Source organism: Craurococcus roseus (genome assembly GCF_039523795.1).
Classification (GTDB): Bacteria; Pseudomonadota; Alphaproteobacteria; order Acetobacterales; family Acetobacteraceae; genus Craurococcus; species Craurococcus roseus.
In genome coordinates this window covers 197,576-217,816 of sequence record NZ_BAAAFZ010000008.1, presented here as the reverse complement: position 1 = coordinate 217,816, position 20,241 = coordinate 197,576, and the positions used below count along the sequence as shown (strand labels likewise).

At 74.0% G+C, this 20,241-nt stretch carries 22 protein-coding genes and 1 pseudogene; 11 read left to right on the top strand and 12 right to left on the bottom strand.

Annotated elements, in window-relative coordinates:
• From ABD067_RS03975 to ABD067_RS03965, 3 genes are all read right to left on the bottom strand, one after another.
• Positions 1–1,203: efflux RND transporter periplasmic adaptor subunit (locus ABD067_RS03975; RefSeq protein WP_343893865.1), on the bottom strand; the 1,203-nt coding region annotated here is incomplete at its 3' end.
• Between the two features lie 107 nt (positions 1,204–1,310).
• The gene (locus ABD067_RS03970; RefSeq protein WP_343893864.1) at positions 1,311–2,576 is read right to left on the bottom strand and encodes an MFS transporter; all 1,266 of its coding nucleotides are present in this window, start codon (positions 2,574–2,576) and stop codon (positions 1,311–1,313) included.
• A gap of 7 nt (positions 2,577–2,583) precedes the next feature.
• On the bottom strand, positions 2,584–3,978 hold the full coding sequence (locus ABD067_RS03965; protein ID WP_343893863.1) for an FAD-binding oxidoreductase: 1,395 nt from the start codon (positions 3,976–3,978) through the stop codon (positions 2,584–2,586).
• A gap of 248 nt (positions 3,979–4,226) precedes the next feature.
• On the opposite strand from ABD067_RS03965, the gene ABD067_RS03960 reads away from it, so the two are divergent.
• The 6 genes from ABD067_RS03960 to ABD067_RS03935 all read left to right on the top strand — a co-directional run bounded on the left by ABD067_RS03960 (position 4,227) and on the right by ABD067_RS03935 (position 9,213).
• Entirely contained in the window at positions 4,227–5,660 is a 1,434-nt protein-coding gene (locus ABD067_RS03960) for an alanine/glycine:cation symporter family protein (protein ID WP_343893862.1), read from the top strand.
• 89 nt (positions 5,661–5,749) lie between these two features.
• Entirely contained in the window at positions 5,750–6,577 is an 828-nt protein-coding gene (locus ABD067_RS03955) for an HpcH/HpaI aldolase family protein (protein ID WP_343893860.1), read from the top strand.
• Positions 6,578–6,604: 27 nt separating this feature from the next.
• Positions 6,605–7,117: a DUF3455 domain-containing protein gene (locus tag ABD067_RS03950; protein WP_343893859.1), complete on the top strand. Its 513-nt coding sequence runs from the start codon at positions 6,605–6,607 to the stop codon at positions 7,115–7,117.
• 17 nt (positions 7,118–7,134) lie between these two features.
• The gene (locus ABD067_RS03945) at positions 7,135–8,073 is read left to right on the top strand and encodes an ABC transporter permease (RefSeq protein WP_343893858.1); all 939 of its coding nucleotides are present in this window, start codon (positions 7,135–7,137) and stop codon (positions 8,071–8,073) included.
• 9 nt (positions 8,074–8,082) lie between these two features.
• Positions 8,083–8,910: an ABC transporter permease gene (locus tag ABD067_RS03940; RefSeq protein WP_343893857.1), complete on the top strand. Its 828-nt coding sequence runs from the start codon at positions 8,083–8,085 to the stop codon at positions 8,908–8,910.
• A 105-nt stretch (positions 8,911–9,015) separates the two neighbouring features.
• Positions 9,016–9,213 carry a hypothetical protein gene (locus tag ABD067_RS03935; protein WP_343893856.1) on the top strand — a complete coding sequence of 66 codons (198 nt, stop codon included), beginning with the start codon at positions 9,016–9,018 and terminating at the stop codon, positions 9,211–9,213.
• Between the two features lie 26 nt (positions 9,214–9,239).
• Here ABD067_RS03935 and ABD067_RS03930 read toward each other — a convergent pair whose 3' ends face one another.
• From ABD067_RS03930 to ABD067_RS03900, 7 genes and pseudogenes are all read right to left on the bottom strand, one after another.
• Entirely contained in the window at positions 9,240–9,704 is a 465-nt protein-coding gene (locus ABD067_RS03930) for a sodium:calcium antiporter (RefSeq protein ID WP_343893855.1), read from the bottom strand.
• Positions 9,705–9,812: 108 nt separating this feature from the next.
• Complete coding sequence (locus ABD067_RS03925) at positions 9,813–10,106, bottom strand: sodium:calcium antiporter (RefSeq protein WP_343893854.1); 294 nt, start codon at positions 10,104–10,106, stop codon at positions 9,813–9,815.
• 122 nt (positions 10,107–10,228) lie between these two features.
• On the bottom strand, positions 10,229–10,768 hold the full coding sequence (locus ABD067_RS03920; protein ID WP_343893853.1) for a DUF421 domain-containing protein: 540 nt from the start codon (positions 10,766–10,768) through the stop codon (positions 10,229–10,231).
• 233 nt (positions 10,769–11,001) lie between these two features.
• Positions 11,002–11,724, bottom strand: a complete 723-nt coding sequence (locus ABD067_RS03915; protein ID WP_343893852.1) for a DinB/UmuC family translesion DNA polymerase — start codon at positions 11,722–11,724, stop codon at positions 11,002–11,004.
• Positions 11,725–11,771: 47 nt separating this feature from the next.
• Positions 11,772–12,239: pseudogene (locus ABD067_RS03910) on the bottom strand (Y-family DNA polymerase).
• A gap of 38 nt (positions 12,240–12,277) precedes the next feature.
• The gene (locus tag ABD067_RS03905; RefSeq protein WP_343893851.1) at positions 12,278–12,682 is read right to left on the bottom strand and encodes a hypothetical protein; all 405 of its coding nucleotides are present in this window, start codon (positions 12,680–12,682) and stop codon (positions 12,278–12,280) included.
• Complete coding sequence (locus tag ABD067_RS03900) at positions 12,682–13,587, bottom strand: ROK family protein (RefSeq protein WP_343893850.1); 906 nt, start codon at positions 13,585–13,587, stop codon at positions 12,682–12,684. Before ABD067_RS03900 ends, ABD067_RS03905 begins: the two co-directional genes overlap by 1 nt.
• A gap of 77 nt (positions 13,588–13,664) precedes the next feature.
• Between ABD067_RS03900 and ABD067_RS03895 the strand changes: the two genes are divergently transcribed.
• Positions 13,665–13,919, top strand: coding sequence for a sulfurtransferase TusA family protein (locus ABD067_RS03895; RefSeq protein ID WP_343893849.1), 255 nt, complete (start codon positions 13,665–13,667; stop codon positions 13,917–13,919).
• A complete protein-coding gene (locus ABD067_RS03890) occupies positions 13,916–14,848 on the top strand; it encodes a histone deacetylase family protein (protein WP_343893848.1) in 933 nt (310 codons plus the stop codon). The genes ABD067_RS03895 and ABD067_RS03890 overlap by 4 nt, the downstream gene beginning before the upstream one ends.
• A gap of 388 nt (positions 14,849–15,236) precedes the next feature.
• Here the strand turns inward: ABD067_RS03890 and ABD067_RS03885 are convergent, their stop codons facing one another.
• A complete protein-coding gene (locus ABD067_RS03885) occupies positions 15,237–15,599 on the bottom strand; it encodes a DUF427 domain-containing protein (protein ID WP_343893847.1) in 363 nt (120 codons plus the stop codon).
• Between the two features lie 177 nt (positions 15,600–15,776).
• On the opposite strand from ABD067_RS03885, the gene ABD067_RS03880 reads away from it, so the two are divergent.
• From ABD067_RS03880 to ABD067_RS03870, 3 genes are read left to right on the top strand one after another with little or no spacing between them, the layout of a single operon-like run.
• Complete coding sequence (locus tag ABD067_RS03880) at positions 15,777–16,874, top strand: TRAP transporter substrate-binding protein (RefSeq protein ID WP_343893846.1); 1,098 nt, start codon at positions 15,777–15,779, stop codon at positions 16,872–16,874.
• The gene (locus ABD067_RS03875; RefSeq protein WP_343893845.1) at positions 16,871–17,518 is read left to right on the top strand and encodes a TRAP transporter small permease subunit; all 648 of its coding nucleotides are present in this window, start codon (positions 16,871–16,873) and stop codon (positions 17,516–17,518) included. Before ABD067_RS03880 ends, ABD067_RS03875 begins: the two co-directional genes overlap by 4 nt.
• On the top strand, positions 17,515–18,879 hold the full coding sequence (locus ABD067_RS03870) for a TRAP transporter large permease (protein ID WP_343893844.1): 1,365 nt from the start codon (positions 17,515–17,517) through the stop codon (positions 18,877–18,879). The genes ABD067_RS03875 and ABD067_RS03870 overlap by 4 nt, the downstream gene beginning before the upstream one ends.
• Before the next feature lie 101 nt (positions 18,880–18,980).
• Here the strand turns inward: ABD067_RS03870 and ABD067_RS03865 are convergent, their stop codons facing one another.
• Complete coding sequence (locus ABD067_RS03865; protein WP_343893843.1) at positions 18,981–20,069, bottom strand: phytanoyl-CoA dioxygenase family protein; 1,089 nt, start codon at positions 20,067–20,069, stop codon at positions 18,981–18,983.
• Positions 20,070–20,241: the final 172 nt, after the last annotated feature.

The following is a 20,241-nucleotide window of genomic DNA, read 5'->3' as shown; positions in this document are numbered from 1 at the left end:
GCGCTCCTGCGCGCCCGCGCGGTCGCCGGGCAGGAACATCACACCGGGCGGCGGCGCCCCGCCGGCGGCCGGGGCGGGACTCACGGGCTGGCCGGGGCGCACCCGCTGCAACCCGTCCACAACGACGGTTTCGCCGCCCTGGAGCCCGTCCTCCACCACCACGTCCGCGCCGATGGTTCGGCCGAGGCGCACGGGGCGGCGCTGCGCGCGGTTTTCGGAGTCCACCAGCACCACGTAGGTGCCGCCCTGGTCCTGCAGCACGGAGGCGCGCGGCAGAACGATGGCCTGCACCGGCTCCACCCCCTCCACCGAAACGGTGACGAACTGGCCGTCGATGAGCTCGCGGTCGCCGGGCTGCCCCACCGGCACGCCGTCCCGCCGCGGGTTTGGCACGAGGGCACGGACCAGGATGGAGTCGGTGTTGCGGTCGATCTGGGTGTCCACGAAGTCGATCCGGCCGGGGTGGGGGTAGATCTGCCCGGACGGCAGGCGCACGCGCACCACCACCGCCGCGGCGCCGCCCCGGGCCTCGTAGCGGTTGCGCAGCTCGCCCGCCGCGCGCGCGCTGACGGGGAAGGCGACGCGCATCGGGTCCTGGCTCACCACGGTCGCGAGCGGCTCGGTCAGGGTGGGCGAGACGACGTTGCCCGGGGTGAGGAAGGCGCGGCCGATCTTGCCGTCGATCGGCGAGACGATGTCCGTGTATCCGAGGTTGATCTCCTCGATCCGCACCGCCGCCTGGGCGCGCAGGACCTGGGCGCCGGCCGTGCGCTCCTGCGCCTGCGCGTTGTCGAGCGCGACCTGGGTGCCGGCGCCTGTCTGGCGCAGCTCCCGCGCGCGTTGCAAGGCCACGCGGGCGTTCTCCAGTTGGGCCTGGGCGGAAGCGACGTCGGCCCGCGCCTGTTCCAGCGCCGCCTCGAAGGGCGCGCGCTCGATGCGGAACAGCACGCTGCCGGCGCGCACCTCATGGCCTTCCTGGAAGGCGCGCTCCTGGATGAAGCCGGTGATGCGGGCGCGGATGTCCACGCGTTGCACCGCTTCGATGCGGCCGGTGAATTCCGAGCTTTCCGTGACCGGGCGGCGCTCGGCCGGCGCCACGCCGACTGCGGGCGGCCCACCGCCGCCGGGGCCGGGCTGGGCATCGACCCGGCCCGCGACCGAGAGCAGCAGCAAGCAGAGAGTGGCAAGTGCGGTGCGCCGCATCGTTCCGGATCCTGGGGTGGCAGCGCAAGCTGCGCGCGTGGGGTGCGGCAAACAAGTGGTGCTGCACCGCGGCAAGGACACGGGGTGCGCGGCCGATCACAATGGGTTCAGGGCGCCCGGGCGGGCCTCGGCACGGCGCCCGGGCGCAGCGCCAGGAAGCCAAAGCTGCACAGCAGCAGGGCCGCGGCGAAGGTGCACAACGCCGCCGCGATCCCGCCCCCAGCGGCCGCGGCGAAGCCGGACACCGCCTGCATCACCGCCGCCCCGCCGAAGAAGGATGTGTTGATGGCCGACAGGGCGCGGCCGGTCTGCTCGGCCGGCACCAAGGCGCGCGCCGCCGGAAAGATCAACACTTGGAACGAAATGGCGAGCCCGAAGAGCGCCAGCAGCGCCGCGTCGAACGCCGGCGGCAGCACCGCCACGCCTAGGAGCGAAGCGAGCGGCCCGCCCGGCCCGCCCGCCGCCATCAGCAGCACCACCAACGCCACGAAGGCGTGGCTCCCCGCCATCAGCGCGGCGCGGTGGCCCGCCAGCCGGTCCACCACCCCCGCCAGCGCCGGGCCGAGGGTGAGCGCGGCGGTGCAGAGCAGCAGCAGATCGCTCGCTTCCACCCGGCCCAAGCCCTTGGCCTCCATCAGCCAAGGCCCGCCCCACAGCCCACGAACGCCGAGCACCGCGGCGAAGGACGCGAAGGCGAACACCATCAAGGGCCGCAGCGCCGGCGACCGGGCGAGGGACACGACCTCCCGCGCGTCCTGCCAAACCGTCCGGCGCGGGCCCCGGTGGGGCGGCGGTTCCGGCACGAAGGCGGCCACCGTCGCCCATGCCAGCACGGCGAGCGCGGCGGACGCCCAGAAGCCGGCCCGCCAACTCGTCCATTCCACCAGATGCGCGAGGGGGCTGGCCGAGAGCAGCATACCGGTGTTGCCGACCGCCTGGATGACGCCGGACCAGAGCGCGAAACGCTGCAACGGCAGGGCGCGCGCGGCGAAGGTGACGGGGCACATCAGCATGCCCGAGCAGCCGACGCCGAGCACCGCTTGCGCCAGCAGCATCCCCGCGGCCCCCCCGGCGAGCGCCGCCAGCGCCGCCCCGACCGCGCCGACCGCCAGCAACGCCAGCGCGGTGCGGCGCACCCCGTAACGGTCCAGCGCCACGCCCGTCGGCACCATCGCCAGCGCGAAAGCGGCGGGGAAGACGGCGGTGACCGCCGCGAGCCCCTCCGTCGAAAGGCCGAGGTCCGCGGCCAGCACGTCCGCGACCACCGCGGGCAGGGTGCGCACGGCGTTGGAGAACACATGGCCCAGCGTCAGCGCCAGGATGGGCGCTGCCACGCCGCCGGCCAGGGTGGCGGCGCCCCCGTTCTTCGGCACGCCCCTTCTAGTTCCGAAACATCTTGCCCGGGTTGAGGATGCCCTTGGGGTCGAGGCTGTTCTTGATGCCGCGCATGACGGCCAGCGCTTCCGCCCCGTGCTCCTGCTCCAGGAACTCGCGCTTGCCCAGGCCCACACCGTGCTCGCCCGAGCAGGTGCCGCCCAGCGCCAAGCCGCGCGCCACGATGCGCCGGTCCATCTCCCAGGCCCGCTCCAGCCCTTCCGGGTCGTCCGGGTCGAACAGCACCATCTGGTGGAAGTTGCCGTCGCCGACGTGGCCGACGATGCAGGTGGTGTGGCCGAGCGCTTCCGCCTCTTCCTTGGCGCCCACCAGCGCCTCGGCGAGGCGCGAGATCGGCACGCACACGTCCGTCGTCAGCGCCCGCCAGCCTGGCTTGAGCGCCAAGCCGGCCCAATAGGCGTCGTGGCGCGCTTTCCACAGGCGGTTGCGCTCTTCCGCGTCGGTCGCCCAGGCGAAGCCCTCGCCGCCGTAGTCCGCCGCGATGGCCTCCACCGCCGCCGCCTGCTCCGCGACTGCGGCGTGGCTGCCGTGGAATTCGAGGAACAGCGTCGTGACGGGCTTGTACCCCTCCAGCTTGGAGAAGCGGACGCACGCCTCCATCATGTCGGCGTCCAGCAGCTCGATCCGCGCCACCGGGATGCCCGACTGCGAGGTGGCGATCACCGTCTCCACGGCGGACTTCAGGTCCGGGAACTGGCACACGGCGGCCGACATCGCCTCCGGGATGCCGTGCAGCCTGAGCCGGATGCGGGTGATGACGCCGAGCGTCCCTTCCGAGCCGATCATCAGACGCGTCAGGTCGTAGCCGTTGGCCGCCTTGCGCGCCCGGCTGCCGGTTTCGATGACGCGCCCGTCCGCCAGCACCACCTCCAGGCCCAGCACGTTCTCCCGGATGGTCCCGTACCGCACCGCGTTGGTGCCGGAGGCGCGCGTGGCGCACATGCCGCCGATGGTGCAGTGGCTGCCCGGGTCCACCGGGAAGAACAGCCCCTGGTCGCGCAGGAAGTCGTTGAGCTGGTGCCGAGTCACGCCCGGCTCGATCAGGCAGTCCATGTCCTCCGGGTTGACCTCGCGGATCGCGGTCATGCGCGACAGGTCGAGCGTGATGCCCTGCCGCACCGGGTTGACGTGGCCCTCCAGGCTCGTCCCGGCGCCGAAGGGCGTCACGGGGACGCCGTGGTGGTGGCAGAGCGCGAGCAGGCGGCTCACCTCCTCCGTGGTCTCGGCGAAGGCGACCGCATCGGGCAGCGTCGGCGGCGTCTGGTCCTCGCCGCGCCCGTGCTGCTCCCGCACCGCCTGCGCGGTGGACAGGCGCTCGCCGAGGAACTCGCGGGCGGCGGCGATGACCGCGTCCACCGGGCGTGGGGAGATCGTGTTCATGGCGCTTCCTTGTCGTGCCCGGGCCGCCTGGGCGGGCCGCCGGGCGCATCGCCGGGGAGGGTATCCGACAGCCCCCGCCCGGGCGAGCGCGCAGGCGAGGCGGCGCTCGACGGGCGGCGCCGAGGCGGTGTCGTTGCCGGTCCGGGCCGCGAGGGGGAGGCCCGGCCGGCGCGGCGTGGCTGCCCCGGAGGCGGAACCCTGCTTCCGCGGTCCCGTTCCCGGCTCGGCCGCCGGGGAGCGAACGTGCCATGGACAGCCTCAACGCCGCGCTGAAGGTCGCCAACACGGTGGTCTGGGAGTACCTGCTGGTCTATCTCCTCATAGGGGCCGGCGTCTTCTTCACCGTGCGGACCCGCTTCGTCCAGTTCCGGCTCTTCGGCCGGTTCTGCGCCGCGGCGTTCGGCTCCCGCGAAGGGGCCGGGGGAGGCATTTCGCCGTTCCAGGCCTTCGCCATCGGGCTCGCCTCCCGCGTCGGCACCGGGAACATCGCGGGCGTCGCCATCGCCATCACCCTGGGCGGGCCCGGCGCGGTGTTCTGGATGTGGTGCGTGGCGCTGCTCGGCATGGCCACCGCCTTCGTCGAGGCGACGCTGGCGCAGGTGTTCAAGGTGCCGCAGCCGGACGGCACCTTCCGCGGCGGGCCGGCCTTCTACATCCGCGACGGCCTCGGCGCCCCCGCCTGGGCCGCGGTGTTCGCGGTGCTGCTGCTGTTCACCTTCGGCCTCGCCTTCAACGCGGTGCAGGCGAACACCATCGCGGCGGTGGCGGCGGAGACCGCCGGCGTGCCGACCTGGGGAACGGCGGCGGCGCTGGTGCTGCTGGCGGCGCCGGTGGTGTTCGGCGGCACGCGCGCCGTCGCGCGGGTGGCGGAGTGGTTGGCGCCCTTGATGGCGCTGTCCTACGTGGCCCTCGCCCTGGTCATCGTCGCGCTCAATATCGACCGGGTGCCCGAGGTGCTGGGGCTGATCATCCGCTCCGCCTTCGGTCTGGACACCGCTGTCGCGGGCGCCACCGGCGGGATGATGGCCGCCGTGCTGAACGGGGTGCGGCGCGGCCTCTTCTCCAACGAGGCGGGGATGGGCAGCGCGCCCAACGCGGCGGCCACCGCCACCACGGCCCATCCCGCGACGCAGGGCATGCTGCAATCGCTCGGCGTCTTCGTGGACACGCTGGTGGTCTGCTCGGCCACCGCCTTCATCATCCTGGTGTCCGGGGTCTACGACCCGGCCCGGACAGGCGCGGTGGAGGGCGCGACGCTGACCCAGGCGGCGGTGGCCGGGACCTTCGGCGCGGCGGGGACGGCGTTCATGGCCGTGGCCGTCTTCCTGTTCGCTTTTTCCTCCATCCTCGGCAACTACTGCTACGCGGACGGGAACCTGACCTTCCTGCGCGCCCCGCCCGCGGCGTTCGCCGGCTTCCGCGTCGCGGTGCTGGCCGCGGTGGCCGGCGGCTCGGTCGCCGCGCTGCCCGTGGTCTGGACGCTGGCCGACGTCGCCATGGGGCTGATGGCGCTGGTGAACCTGGTGGCGATCGTGCTGCTGTCGCGCTGGGCCGTCGGGGCTTTGGCGGACTACGAGGCGGGGGCGGCGCGGGGCGGGGCGCCCGTTGCCGGAGGTGCGCCGCGTTTCCGCGCCGCGGGCAACCGGCACCTCCCCGGTGTGCTGAAGACGGCGGTCTGGTGACGCGGGCGGCGCCGCCGAGCGGCGCTTTGACCCCTCCGGCTCCCTCGCCTAGCGTTGCCGCACCAGCCGCCGGAGGGGAGTCGCCGAGGATGCCGAACAAGGTCAAGGAAGCCTGGAAGGCGGGCAGGGCGGTGGTCAACGGCTGGCTCGCCATCCCCGACGCCTTCAGCGCCGAGATGTTCTCCCAGGCCGGCTGGGACAGCGTGACGGTGGACATGCAGCACGGCGTGCAGGACTACCTCTCCTGCGTCGCCTGCTTCCAAGGGATGCAGCCTCACGGCGTGACGCCCATGGTGCGCGTTCCCTGGAACGAGCCCGGCATCGTCGGCAAGGTGCTGGACGCCGGCGCCTACGGCGTGATCTGCCCGATGGTGAACACCGAGGCCGAGGCGCGCGCCTTGGTGCAGTACGCCAAGTACCCGCCCAAGGGCACGCGCTCCAACGGCCCGATCCGCGCCGGCCTCTACGGCGAAGGCGGCAACTACCAGAAGACCGCCAACGACGAGATCCTGGTCATCCCGATGATCGAGACGCAGCAGGCGCTCGACAACCTGGAGGCCATCCTCGACGTGCCGGGCATCGACGGCATCTACGTCGGCCCCTCCGACCTCGGCCTCTCGCTCGGCATGGCGCCGAAGCTCGACCGCGAGGAGCCGGAGATCCTCAAGATCTACGAGCGCCTGCTGAACGAGACGTCCAAGCGCGGCATCGCCGCCGGCCTGCACAACGGCACCGCCGGCTACGCGCACCGCATGGTCAAGATGGGCTTCAAGCTCGTCACCATCGCCAACGACGTCGGCTTGATGGTGATGGCCGCGCGGGCCGCGGTGAAGGAGGCGCGCGGGGAGGGCCCGGGGCTGCCGCCGCCCGACACCTCCAAACCGGCCAACCCGAAGACCGGCGCCACCTCCGGCTGAGGGGGGGGCCGCGATGGAGGCGCGAGGATGACAGCGGCCGCGCTCCGTCGCGGCGCTTCCGCGGCGTTGCTCGCCGCGCTGGCCGCCCCGCCGCCGGCCCCAGCGCAGGAAGCACCCGCGATGCCGCCCGCCGGCGCCGCCCCGTTGCTCGACGTGGTCGCCGACGGCGTGCAGGTCTACGCTTGCGAGGCGCGCGGCGCCGGCCCCGTTTGGGTGTTCCGCGGGCCGGAAGCCGCGCTGTTCGACGACGCCGGCCGCCAGGTCGGCACCCACGGCGCCGGGCCGCACTGGCGCTTGGCGGACGGGTCCACCACCCGCGGCGCGGTGGCGGTGAACGCGCCCGCGCCGCGCCCCGGCGCCATCCCTTGGCTGCTGCTGCGCGCCACGCCCGAGGCGGCGCCGGGCCGGCTGCGCGAGGTCGCCTGGATACGCCGCTACGACACCGAAGGCGGCGCCGCCCCCGCCGGCCGCTGCGAGTCCGGCGAGGCGGCGCGGATGCGCTACTCGGCGCGCTACACCTTCTACGCCGCCCCCCGGTAACGCCGCCGCACTCCGCCGTGCTCCGGCTGGTCGCCTCCCGGTTCTTGCAGATGGCGGCGACGCTGCTCGCCGTCTCCGCCCTGGTCTGGCTGGTGATGGGCCTCATGCCGGGCGACCCGGCCGACCTCGCCATGATGGCCGACCCCGCGCTGACCGCTGCCGACATCGAGCGGCTCCGCGCCGCCCACGGCCTCGACCGGCCGCTGCACGAGCGATACCTTGCTTGGCTCGCCTCTGTGCTGCGCGGGGAGTTCGGCTTCTCCCGCCTCTACGCCGTCGCCGTGGAGCGTGTGCTGTGGCCGGCGCTCCGCTCGACCCTGGCGCTGCTCGGCGCGTCGCTGGCGTTGGCGGCCGGCCTCGGCACGGCGCTCGGCGTGCTGGCTGCGGCCCGGCCGCGCTGGGCTCCGGCGGTGGACACGGTGGCGATCCTGGCCCAGTCCATGCCGGGCTTCTGGCTCGGCATCCTGCTGGTGATCCTGTTCGCCGTCACCCTGGGCTGGCTCCCCGCCGGCGGCTCCCCCGAGGCGCCCGGCATTCTCGAAGCCCTGCGCTTCCTTGCCCTGCCGGTGGCGACGCTCTCGATCGTCAACCTCGCCGCCTACGCGCGCCACGCCATGGCCGCCACGCAAGCCGTGCTGCGCGAGCCCTACATCCGCACCGCCCGCATGAAGGGACTGCCCGAGCGCGCCGTGGTGTGGCGGCACGCCTTCCCCAACGCCGCGGTGCCGGTGCTGACGGTCGCGGCGCTGGACGCGGGCGCGCTGGTCTCGGGCGCCCTGATCGCCGAAACCATCTTCGCCCGCCCCGGCATGGGCAAGCTGATCTACGACGCGGTGATGGGCAACGACTACAACCTCGCGCTGCTGGCGCTGCTGCTAGCCTCCGCGGTGACCATGCTGGCGACGCTGGCCGCCGACATCGCGCAGCGGCTGATCGACCCGAGGCTCCGTGGCTGAGGCGGGCGGTTGACGCGGCTCCGGCTGGGCTTGGCGCTGCTCCTGCCCCTGGCGGCCGGGGCCCTGGCGGCGCCTTGGGCGCAGGATTGGCTGGGCCACGACCCCTTCACGCCCGACCTGTTCGGCCGCCTCGCCCCGCCCTCGGCGGAGCACCCGCTCGGCACGGACGAGCTGGGGCGCGACATCCTGCTCCGCCTCCTGTTCGGCGCCCGCGTCTCGCTCCTGGTGGGGCTCGCGGTCGCGGTGGCCGCGACGGCGCTCGGCGCCGCGGTCGGCCTGTTCGCCGCGTGGCGCGGCGGTTGGCCGGACGCCGTGCTGATGCGGACCGCGGACGGGATGCTCGCCCTGCCGGCGCTGCCGCTGCTGGTGGTGCTGGCCGCGGTGGACACCGGCCGCTTCGGCCTGCCCCGCGGCGAGGCGGCCTCCGACATCGCGCGCCTGGTGGCGATCCTGACGCTGTTCGGCTGGGTGGGCGTCGCGCGCCTGGCGCGCGCGGCGGCGCTGGCGGAACTCGCGCGCGACTACGTCGCGGCCGCCCGCGTCTCCGGCGCGACCGAGGGGCGCGTCCTGCTGCGCCACGTCGCCCCCAACATCGCTGGGCCCGTTCTGGTCGCGGCGGCGCTGTCGGTCGCGGGCGCCATCCTGGCGGAGAGCGCGCTGAGCTTCCTCGGCTTGGGCATCCAGCCGCCGGCGCCCTCCTGGGGCAATATGCTCGCCAACGCGCAGGAGTTGGTGTTCAGCGCCCCTCTGACCGCCGTCTGGCCGGGCTTGGCGATCCTGCTCGCCGTGGCGGGCTGCACGCTGGTCGCGGACGGGCTGCGCCAACCGTCGGCGTGACGCCTGCGCCGGCGCGGGACGGTGAGCGGCAGGGCAGCCCACCAGCGGCGCGAGGACCCGGAGGAGAGAACGCAACCGCGCGCCGACGCGCACGCTACCCTTGCCATGACGCAAACACGACGCCGCACACGGCCGGCCCTCCGGTCGGCGGCGGGACTGCTCGCGCTTTTGCCGGCGCTCGCGCTGCTCGCCCTGGTGCCGGGATGCAGCCCCGAAACCTTGGCGGCCATGAACGCCGAAGCGGAGGCGAGGGGCACGGCGGGGCCGCCGAGCAACCGAGGTGGGAGCGACAGCCAAGCCTGACGCGGCACGGCGGGCGCCGTGCCGCGTCAGGGCAAGCCCAGCGCGGCGCCCTGCCACCGGCTCACGCGCCAGCCGGACACGGCGAAGGCCACCAGCAGCACAGCCGCCGCCAGCATCGCCCAGATGTCGAAGCGCGCGATCTCGGTTGGCGCGGCCATGGGCGAGACCACCGCGGTGGCGCCGGCGATGCCGAGGATGTTGAAGATGTTGCTGCCCAGCACGTTGCCGAAGGCCACGTCGGTGTGCCGCCGCAGCGCCGCGGAAACGGAGGTGGCCAGCTCCGGCAGCGAGGTGCCGACGGCCACCAGGGTCAGGCCGATCACCGCCTCGGACAGCCCGGCGGCCCGGGCGATCTCCAGCGACGCGTCCACCAGCAGGTCGGCCCCGAACACCACGCCCGCTATGCCGCCGGCCGCGAGGGCCGCGCCGGCGCCGAGGCCCAAGCCCCGCGGCGGCATGGCCTCCAGCTCCGCCGCCTCGACCGCGTGCATGGCGGCGGAAGGCGAGGCCGGGTCGGCGCGCTCGGATAGGTAGGTCCAGACCGTGTAGCCAAGGAGGAGCGCCAGGAAACCCAGGCCCGTCGCGCGGCCGATCCCGCCCTACAGCGCCACCGCCGCCGGCAGGATCACGGCCGCGAGGCCGAGGATGCCCACGATGTTGAGGATGTTGCTGCCCACCACGTTGCCGAAGGCGACCGCCGGCGAGCCCCGCAGCGCGGCGTCCAGGCTGGCCACCAGCTCCGGCGTCGAGGTGCCGAAGCCCACCAGCGTCAGCCCGATCAGCAGCGGCGACACGCCGAGCCGCGCCGCCACGGCCACCGAGCCGCGCACAAGCGCCTCGCCGCCGCCCAGCAGCAATGCCAACCCTATAGCAAGGCCCAGATAGGTGTTCATGCCCTCTCCTCCGCCGCGCCCCGGGCGCTTCCGTCGCGCGCCAACGCGGGGCGAGGTGCGGGGCTTCCTGGTCGCCCGGGCCGCCCGGGCCGCCGTGCGCCCCTGGCCGGCGGCGGGCCGCGTCAGCGCGCGCCCTGGCCCGGGAGCCGCGCCAGGATGTCGCGGACCAGCTCCGGGTCCGCGTCCCCTTCGCCGCCCCCGCGGATCACCGAGAGCTGCCCGCGCTGCTCCAGCACGGCGAAGCGCACCTCCGCCAGCTCGCCGACGCCGCGTTGCCGCAGCAGGCCGTACAGGTCGCCCCGCGTCATCCCGCAGCGCCGCAGCTCGCGGTCGAGCACCCGGCCGTGCGCGACCAGGAGGCGCGGGAAGTCCTCCAGGAACCGCGCGAAGCCGGGGAATTCGTGCAGCCGGGTGACGCAGCGGTGCGCCGCCAGCACCGCGAACAGCGTCGCGGCCCCGGCGAGGTAGCTGGAATCTGCGGCGCTCGGCAGCCGACCGACCACGGCGCCCACGGCCACGGCTGCCACGAAGTCGAACGGGGACAGGTCCGCCAGCGCGCGCCGCTTCCCGAGCCGGAGGGCGAACACGGCGGTGAGGTAAAGCAGGAACGCCTTGGCCGCGACCCAGCCGAGCTCCCCGGCGCCTCCGAACAGGTGGTCCATGTGTCCTCCGCACCCGCCACGAGGGGCGCCGACGGCGAGAGTCGGCCTTTCCCGAAGGAGGGCGCCCGCGCGGAAACGCGCTCCATCGCGCCCGTTTCAGCGGAGACTGCCGCCCCCGATCCCGAACCGTCGCGGGGAGCGCCCACGACCTTCCGTTCCGCGACGGAGCGCCGGACGAAACGCCACCTGCCAGGAGCGTGGGGGGAGAGGAGTCTCGATCGCGCCCCGCTGCGTCACGGCCCGGCCCGCAACCCGAGCCCCCGCACCACCGCCGCCTCGCCGAAGCGCGCCCGCAGCGCCTCCATCGCCTTCCACCGGGCCGCGCGCCGCGGCGCCTCCGGGTCCGCCAGGTCGCCACGGTTCGCTAGCGCCAGCGGCACGAGCGGCTGCGCGCCGATGCCGATCAAGCGGAACGCCGTCCCGTCCGCCTCCCGCAGCAGCAACGGCCGCGCCGCCGCGAACAGCGTGTCCGGCAGCACGGTCGGCGCCGGCAGCCGCGCGTGGCGGGTGCGCAGCGCGAAGCCCGCCGTCTTGAGTTTCAACACCGCCCCGCCGGCCGAGAAGCCCTTCTCCGCCAAGCGCCGCGAAAGCCTCTCGCACATCCGCCACAACGGCCGCTCCAGCGCTTCGACCGCGGAAAGGTCCGCGTCGAAGGTGGTCTCCGCGCTCATCGAGCGCGTTTCCCGTTCCGGCACCACCGGCCGCGCGTCCTCGCCCCGGGCGCGCGCCGCGAGCGCCATCCCTTCCTCGCCGAAGCGCCGCGCCGCCTCCTGCGGCGACAGGGCCGCGAGCTGGCCGAGCCGGGTGAGCCCGGCCGCCGCCAGCCGCCGCGCCATCGCCGGGCCGACTCCGGGCAGCAGGGTGACGGGTTCGGGCGCCAGCAGGGATGCCGCCCCCGCCGCGCCGATCACCGCGAAGCCGCGCGGCTTGCCCCGCTCCGCCGCGATCTTCGCCAAAAGCCGGTTCGGGGCCGGCCCGACCGAAACGTGACGCCCACCTCCCGCTACACGTCCAGCGCGAAGCGGGCGAGCACGGCAACCGGCGGCGCCCGGTGCAGCGCCGCGGTGCCCGAAAGGCCCAGCACCGCCTCGTCGATGGACAGCGGCTGCACGAGCGGCGTCAGCCGCTCCATGAACGCGCGGATGCGGCGTGCCTCGGCGGCGTACTTCGCCATGTTCGGCTTGAGCACCACGGCGTCCGGGCACAGCCGCAGCGCCTTGAACACGGGCATGGCGGGCCGCACCCCGGCCGCGCGCGCGATGTAGCAGGCGGCCGACACCACGCCCTAACGCCCGCCGCCCACCACCACCGGCAGCGCCATCAACTCCGGCCGGTCGCGCTTCTCCACGCTGGCGTAGAAGGCGTCGCAATCCACATGCGCGACCGAGAGCGCCAGCAGCTCCGGGTGCCGCAGCAGCCGGCGCGAGCCGCAAGCGCACCCCGCCGCCGCCGCGCGTCCCGCCGGGAACACCGCGGCGCAGTCCCGGCAGAGGGCGGGGAGGGCAGGCGTCACCGGCGCAACAACAGCGGCAGGGCCGCCAACCAGAGCAGCAGCGGCAACCCGACCGCCTGCTCCGCCACCGAACGCGGCGCCCGCGCCTCGGCGATCCCGCTCGCCTCCAGCGCCACGTCGAGCGCGACCTCGGACAGCAGCACGACCGCGAGGCCGACGCCCGCCACCGCCGCGCGCGCCCGCCACCCCTGCCGCGGCGGCATCCGGTCCAGCACGCCCCTGGCCGCGAGGAAGAGCAGCGCGGCCATGATCGCGGCTTCGAGCAGCGCCGCCGGCAAGCCCCCCATGGCGGGCGCCAGCAGCAACTCCCGCACCGGCCCGAGCACGGCGCCCGCGAGGAAGGCCAGGAAGCCGTAGCGCAACCCCGCCCGCGCGCCGCGGCGGGTTTCGCCCCCGCCCATCAAGGCGCCGCGTCCCACAGCCGCGCCGCGCCGAGCACCCCGGAGCTGTCGCCGTGCCGCGCGCGCAGGATCGGCGTCGTCACCGAGTCGCTGAACACCCATCGCCCCCAGAGCCGCGGCACCTCCTCATAGAGGTGCTCCATGTTCGACAGCCCGCCGCCGAGCACCACGCAATCCGGGTCGAGCAGGTTGACGACGTGCGCCAGCGCCCGCGCCAGCCGCCCCGCGTGCCGCCGCAGCGCCGCCTCCGCCCGCGCGTCCCCGGCCGCGGCGCGCGCCGGCAGCGCCCCGGTGTCGCGCGCCCCGGGCCCGTCCGCGTCCGCTGCCAGCGCCGGGCCGCAAAGGAACGCCTCGATGCAGCCCCGCTGCCCGCACCAGCAAGCGGGTCCGGGGTGCTCCCCCGCCTCCATCCAAGGCAGGGGGTTGTGGCCCCACTCGCCCGCGATCCGGTTGCGCCCGTCCAGGAGCCTGCCGTCCACGACGACGCCGGCACCGGTGCCCGTGCCTAGGATGGCGGCGAACACCGTGCCGAAGCCCGCGCCGGCGCCGTCCGCCGCCTCGCTCAGCGCGAGGCAGTTGGCGTCGTTGGCCAGGCGCACCTCGCGGCGGAGGCGCGCGGAAAGGTCGCGGTCCAGCCGGCCGCCGTTCAGCCATGTGCTGTTCGCGCCGCGCACCAGCCCGGTCGTGGGCGAAAGGCTGCCGGGTATCCCCACGCCGACCGTTGCGCCCCCTGGCGGCGCGCCCGCTTCACGCTCCGCCGCCTCCACCAGTTCGCCGACGAGGGCGACGGTGCCGGCGTAGCCGGGCGGGGTCGGTGCCCGGCGCCGGAGCAGCGCGCGCCCGTCCGGCGCGAGGACCGCGACCTCCGTCTTGGTCCCGCCGAGGTCGATTCCGATTCGCACCATGCGCGCCGAAGGTGGCGCAAGCACGGCCCGCGCCGCAAGCCTTGCCGCGCACGCTCGCGGGTGCTGCATTCCCCGGCATGACGGCGGACGCCACGACCACAACCTCGGCCACCCTCGACGTGCAGGGCCTGTCCTGCCCTTTGCCCGTGCTGAGGGCCAACAAGGCACTGCGCGGCATGGCGCCCGGCGCCACCCTCGCGGTGCTGGCGACCGATCCCGCCGCGGTGAAGGACTTCGCCGCCTTCAGCCGGGAGACCGGGCACGAACTCCTGTCCTCCACAGCCGAGGGCGAGGTGTTCCGCTTCGTGCTGCGGAGGAGGGGCGCGCCGTGACCACGCTCTTGCTGACCCACTCGGCCTGCCTGGAGCACGACGCGGGCGAGTACCACCCGGAATGCCCGGACCGGCTGCGCCACGTGCTGCGCGCCCTGGAAGCGGAAGAGTTCGCCGGCCTCCGCCGCGCCGAAGCGCCGCTCGCCACGCCGGAGCAGCTCGCCCTGGCGCACCCGCCCGACTACGTTTCCGCGATCCTCGGCATCCGCCCCGCGGCGGGCGAGCGCGTGCAGATCGACGGCGACACCGCGATGAACCACGCCACCGCCGAAGCGGCCCAGCGCGCGGCCGGCGCGGCCGTGGCCGCGGTGGACGCGGTGTGCGGCGGGACGGCGCGGCGGGCCTTCTGCGCCACCCGCCCGCCCGGCCACCACGCCGAACCGTCGCGGCCCATGGGCTTCTGCTTCTTCGCCAACGCCGTGGTCGCCGCCCGCCACGCCCAGAAGGCGCACGGCGTCGGCCGCGTGGCGATCCTCGACTTCGACGTCCACCACGGCAACGGCACCCAGGCCTGCATGGAGGACGACCCGACGCTGTTCTACGCCTCCAGCCACCAATGGCCTCTCTATCCCGGCACCGGGCACCCGAAGGAGCGCGGCGCGGCGGGCAACGTCTGCAACGCCATCCTTCCGCCCGGCGCCAGCGGCGCGGCGTTCCGCGCGTGCTGGGAAACCATGCTCCTCCCGGCGCTCCGGGCCTTCGCGCCGGAACTGGTCGTGGTATCGGCCGGCTTCGACGCCCACGCGGCCGACCCGCTCGCGCAGCTCAACGCCGTGGAAGCCGACTACGCTTGGCTGACGGAGCGCATCTGCGAGGTGGCGGAACGTCACTGCGACGGGCGCGTGGTGAGCCTGCTAGAAGGCGGCTACGACCTGGACGCGCTGGCGAGCAGCGCCGCGGCGCACGTCCGCGTGCTGATGCGCGGCTGATCGCGCATCAGCAAGCCATCGCAGACACCCTGGACAGAGGGCAAGTTGCCTGCATATATTCCTATAATCAAGTGCCGTCTCCGCGCCCGGCGCTTACGCGGCGCCTGAACGCAGAACACGGCTTTTGTCCGAAGAAGCCACGCGGTTGCCGATGAGGCAGCAGGCGGAACCGACCGCCGCGCCCTTCGCCGCGCCCCCGGCCGTGTCCGCACCCGCCGGAGCAGGCTCCTCTACGCCTCCGGCGCCACCCGTCCCACCGCTGGCCGAGCCGGGTTGCGGCGGCCGGTCGCCCTTCGCAATCGCGCCACGGCCTTGCCGGACAAGCGGCACGGCCCGCGCCGGGCGTGCCTCGTCCGTTGCGACCACGCCAGCGTTCCCGGCGTCGGATTCAGCCGACTTGGATGGCGTCGACCCGGTTCGGGTAGAAGGCCAAGTGCCCGGCTATGGCCGCCACGGCGGGGAAGGGGTTCTCGTAGCTCCAGACCGCGTCGGGTTCGAGGCCGGTGGGCAGGCAGAGGCTGAAGTACGACGCACCGCCCTTGTGGGGGCAATGGGTGCGGTGGACGCTTGGGCGCAGGAAGTCCATCCGGGCGTCCTCGCGCGGGATGTAGAGCACGGGCGGGTATGAGGCTTCGCGCAGGCTCAACGCCCGCTTGGTCTCGGCGATGACATGGCCGCCGGCCATGACGCGCACGCGCCGCGGTTCGGGTTCGATGCGGATCGGGTGTTGCTCGGACGCCGGGGACGCCATGGGCGCTCCTCCTTTTCTCTTGCTGCCCTCTGAAAGGGCAGTCCCGGCATGCATCGTCCGCGTTTTCGCCAGGGCGGCAAGCAGGTCGCGCGATTCCGTGAAAGGCAGGGCTGGCCGCGGGCCGGCGGCGTGGCATCCTGGGTCGCAACGGTCCCGGTGACGAGAGGGGTGGCTTCCATGCTTCGTTCCCTGCTGCGCGGTTTCGCCGCCGCGACGTGCGCGGCATTGCTGCCCTTGGGCCTCCCGTTGGGCGCCGCGTCGGCGCAGATGCCGACGAGCCTCCCGCCGGGGCCGAAGGTTTCCATCGTCTCGGTGACGCAGCCGCTGCCGACGCAGCCGCAGTTCACGCGCGTGGACATGCCGTACTTGCGCGACATGCTGCGCGAGCGGAGCGGCGGCCGCATCGAGGGAACGGTGGCGAGCCACGCCGAACGCAACCTGTCCGGCACCGAGCTGGTGCGGCTGGTGCGCTCGGGGCAAGCCGACATCGGCGCCAGCACCCTGACCACGCTGTCCGGGGACGTGCCGATCATGGACGGCGTCGACCTCGCCGGCTTGGCGCCCGGCATCGGCACGGCGCGGCGGATCGCCGACGCCATGATGCCGGTGGTGAACCGCGACCTGGAGCGGTTCGGGACGCGGCTGGTCATCATCTACCCCTTCCCGGCGCAAGTGGTGTTCTGCCGCCAGCCCTTCGCCTCGCTCGCCGACCTGCGCGGGCGCAAGGTCCGCACCTTCGGCAACAGCCTGGTGGACCTCGTCAACTCGCTGGGCGCGCAGCCGGTCTCCATCGGCTTCCCCGAGGTCTACAGCGCGCTGGAACGGGGCGTGGTGGACTGCGCCGTGACCGGAACCGGCAGCGGCGTGGCGGCGCGCTGGCCGGAGGTGACGACCCACATCTCCAACCTGCCGGTCTCCTGGGCGCTCGCGGGCTACATGGTGAACATCAACTGGTGGAACCGGCAGGACCCGCAGGTGCGGGCCTTCCTCGAAGGCACCTTCAAGGAGATGTCGGACAAGCTCTGGGAGCTGGGCGACGCGGCGACGCGGGACGGCATCGACTGCGCCATCGGCAAGGCGGAAGGGTGCCGCATCCACACCCTCGCGGCGCGGCCGATGACGGAGGTGAACGGCACGGACGCCGACCGGGCGCAGCTCCGCGAGATCCTGGAGAAGACCGTGCTGCCGGGCTTCGTCAAGCGGTGCGGCGCGCGCTGCGGTGAGGTGTTCAACCAGACGGTCGCGCCGCTCGCCCGGGTGCGCTTCGGCGGGTGAGCGGGGAGGGCGCCGACCTCCCGGCCTTGCCGCGGCTCGCGGGCGCCTTGCGCCGGGGCGTGTCCGCGCTGGCCGCCGGCATGGCCTACCTGGCCGGCTGGAACTACATCGCCTGCGCGCTCTTCATCACCGCCGACGTCCTGGGGCGCAACCTCCTCGGCGTGTCCTCGGCCGCGACCGTCGAGGTCACGGGCTACATGCTGGCCGGCGGCATCGCCTGGGCCCTGGCGCACGCCCTCACGCGTGGCGCGCACATCCGCGTGGACGTTTGGGTGAACCGGCTGCCGCTGCGCCTCCGCGCCGTCCTGCACCTACTCGCGCTGCTGCTGCTCGGCGCCTTCGCGTTCTTCTGCGCCTGGGCCGCGTGGTCGTTGGTGGACGAGAGCCTGCTGTTCGACGCCCACGACAACAGCGCGCTCCGCGTTCCGCTCGCGGTGCCGCAGGGCGTTTGGTTCTTCGGCTTGGCCGCGTTCTGCCTCGCCGTGCTGGTGCTGGCGGCGGAAGGTGCGTCGCTGCTGCTGGTCGGGCGGCCGGCGGAGGTGGACCGGCTGCTCGGGCCGCGCACCGTGGACGACGAAGCAGCGGAAGCGCTGGAGGCGGCGGCGATGGCGCGCGAGGCCGCCGAAGGGCGCGGGCCGGCGTGATCGCCGTCGTCGTCCTCTTGCTCCTGCTGGGCGTCTCGCTCGCCGTGGCGGCGGCGGGCGGGCAGGAGGTGCCGGTCGGGGCCATCCTCGCCTTGACGGCGGTGTTCGTCGTCTTCTTCGGCGCCGGCGTCCACGTGGCGGCGGTGCTGGGGCTGCTCGGCGTCCTTGTCGGGCTGGTGTTCTCCGACCGGCCCTGGTGGGACTTCGCCGGGCAGACGCTTTGGGGGCCGTCGAGCAACTTCGTCCTCGTCGCGGTGCCCCTGTTCCTGCTCATGGGCGATATCCTGCTGCGAGCCGGCTTGTCCGACCGGCTCTACCGCGCGCTGAACCTTTGGCTGAACCGGCTGCCGGGCGGGCTGCTGCACACCAACATCGCCTCCTGCGCTATGTTCTCGGCCATTTCCGGCAGTTCGGTGGCGACGGCGGCCACCATGGGCTCGGTGGCGCTGCCCTACTTCACCGGCACGGGCTACAGTCGGCGCATGGTGCTTGGCTCCCTCGCGGCCGGCGGGGCGCTCGGCAACCTCATCCCGCCGGGCATCACCTTCATCGTCTACGGGCTCATCACCGAAACCTCGGTGGGCGCGCTCTACGTGGCGGCGCTGCTGCCGGGGCTGCTCGTCACCGGGCTGTTCGTGCTGGTGATCCTGGCGCACGGGCTGGCGCGGCCCACGGAGCGCCCGGCGCCGGTGCCGTTCGCCCTCAAGCTGCGGGCGCTCGCGGACCTGCTGCCGACCCTGGCGCTGATGCTGCTGGTGCTCGGCTCGATCTACGCCGGCTGGGCGACGCCGACGGAAGCGGCGGCCCTGGGAGCGGTCGGCGCGGCCGTCTTCGCCGCCTTCGAGGGCAAACTCTCGTTCCGGCTGCTGAACGCGAGCGCGGAGGCGACGGCGCGGAACACGGCCCTGCTCGGCCTCATCGTCCTGGCGGCCTACCTGCTGAACTACGTGCTCACCACGGTCAACGTGCCGCAGACCCTGGCCGCCTTCATGGCGGACCTGCCGCTGCCGCCCTGGGCGGTCATGGCGTGCATCCTGGCGCTCTACCTCGCGCTAGGCACCTTCATGGAGGGCTTCTCCATGATCATCACCACGGTGCCGGTGGTGTTCCCCATCGTCACCGCGCTCGGCTACGATCCGATCTGGTTCGGCGTGGTGGTGACGATGCTGGTGGAGATCGCGCAGATCAGCCCGCCCGACGGCACGGTGATGTACGTGCTGCAAGGCATGCGCCGCGACGGCGGGCCGATCACCGACATGTTCGCGGGCGTGCTGCCGTTCCTCGCCGCCTACCTCGTGGCGGTGACGCTGCTGATGGTGTTCCCGGAACTGGCGCTGTGGCTGCCGCGGGCGTGGGGCTAGCGCGGCGCGGGCCGGGGGCCGGCGGCTCCCGGTCGCGGCCGGGCGCCGCCGGGAGGGCGGCGAGCCACGCCCCCGGCGACTCCGTCCGGGGCGCCCGGAGGCTAACCGCCTTGCCCGGCGGGCCGGGACGCATCGTGGCCGGGCACGGCGGACGCCGCCGCGGCCGGCGCTGCCGCCGCGGCGCCACGGAGGCGGTTGGCCGCGAGGACCGCTTGGATGGCGGCCCGTCGGGCGGCGCCGAAGAGGCCCGGCGCCCGCCACGCCACCTGCCGCACCACGCGGTTGCGGAAGCGGTCCTGGTTGTGCAGGAGCCCGACTGCCATGCCGTTGTGCCGCGTCATGTCGAGCTTGCGGACGCGGGCGTGGAACTGGAGCATCTCCGCGCTCTCGGCGAGGTAGTGCGCGGTGAGCGAGGCGCGCGACACGCCGGGGCGCAGGGCTTCCAGGCTGCCATGCACCAAGAGGGAGCTCCAAAGCAGCACGTCGCCCTTCCGCAAATGCGGCGCGCTGCAATCGAGGCCCGCGCTCCGCACCGCCTCGACCACGGCCCGCTTGTAGCGGTCGTGGCCGAGAGCGACCCCGAACTCGCCCTCGTTGCGCAGCGGCGGGAGGGCGACGTGGCTCCTGGAGGCGACGTAGAAACGCCCCGCGCCGGCGTCCACGTCTTCCAGCGCGAACCAGCCGGCGACGCCGCCGCCGAGCCCGTCGGCGCTGTCCTGGTAGTAGCTGTCCTGGTGCGCCCAGGTGCCGGCCGGCGCCTCGAAGAACATGGATTGGATCAGCTTGGTGCGCGGGACGCCGAGCACCGAGCCGGTGGCCGCGGCGACGGCCGGATGGGTCAGCACGTCGAGCGCCGCGCGCTTGAAGCGGCCGAAGCGCCGGGTTTCCAAGTCCTGGACGTTGAAGATCGGGTTGGAGAGGAAACCGTCGGCGTCGAAGGCGTTGGCCTCGTAGCGCATGTTCTTCTGCCGCAGGATCGGCGCGCCGGACCGGCGGACCTCGCCGTCGAAGGCGGTGCGGACGGCGTCGCAGAGCGTGGGCGGCACCAAGCCGCGCAGGACGACGTAGCCGTCGCGCTCGTAAGCGGCCGCGACCTCCGATGGGCGGTCCACGCTCGGGTAGGACGCGTCCTCGTCCGGGGTTTCCGGGACGCGGACCTTCAGCCCGAACGGTGTCTCGGCGATCAGCACGGCGTCGGCTCTCCTCGGGCGTTCGCAACAGCCGATCCCGACGGGGAGGATGCCACCAAACCCGCCGAATGGAAGCGAAACTGTTGCATTGAAGATGCGCAGACGTACCAGTTGGGAAGCAGAATGAGCGTAAACATACGGCGAGCGGGCTCCGTGCCGACGCGATTGGGTT